Annotated in this window: 1 protein-coding gene and 1 pseudogene; both read right to left on the bottom strand. The window is 46.9% G+C overall.

Annotated features, from left to right (window positions below; genetic code table 11):
* The coding region (locus AC3G7N_RS21160; protein WP_489424114.1) for a proline racemase family protein at window positions 1–511 on the bottom strand (511 nt) is incomplete at its 3' end.
* Window positions 508–699: pseudogene (locus AC3G7N_RS21155) on the bottom strand (NAD(P)/FAD-dependent oxidoreductase); the annotation flags it as partial. The gene AC3G7N_RS21160 and the pseudogene AC3G7N_RS21155, both read right to left, overlap by 4 nt.

The following is a 699-nucleotide window of genomic DNA, read 5'->3' as shown; positions in this document are numbered from 1 at the left end:
CACCATAGGCAATTTCGCATTCAATCGGACCGACTGATTCTACATCCATTTCGACTTTTTTTAGCAAAAATGACGGGACATTGGCAAAGGTCACTTCTTTTGCCTTGCCATCTTCCACGTTGATCCTTGTTTTAACCAGCCCGGCCGGAGTGTCCAGCGTAATGGTGGTGAACGGCTCACTGAATTCAATTAAACCCGCCTCGATAAGTGCTGTACAAAATCCAATCGTATCGTGGCCGCACATGGGCAGGTAGCCGCCGGTTTCAATATAGATCACACCGATATCCGCATCGGGGTGGCAGGGATTCACCATTAACGCCCCCGACATGACAGCGTGACCTCTTGGTTCATTCATTAAAAATTTACGAATCCAGTCGTAATGCTTTTTCATGTAAAGCATCTTTTCCGACATCGTATTTCCTTCTAGCTTCGGCAGACCACTTAGAACCGTTCTGGTCGGATTCCCGCCCGTATGTGTATCAATGGTGGTAAATAAACGATCTACCTTCATGTGTGTGCCACCCTTTCGGTAAAACGGTTATAGCGTAAGGCTTCAACTGGGATGGATAATTCTTTATCTGAAATCATTTCCTCAATCACTTTCCCAGTGATGGCTGCTAGACTAATGCCGTCGCCTTCATGCCCTGCTGCTATATAAAACCCGGGGACTTCATCCACGTGCGAAACAATTGGCAGGTG

Source organism: Virgibacillus carmonensis (genome assembly GCF_057836705.1).
The sequence above is the reverse complement of the archived record's forward strand: the minus strand, read 5'-3'. Positions and strand labels throughout refer to the sequence as shown.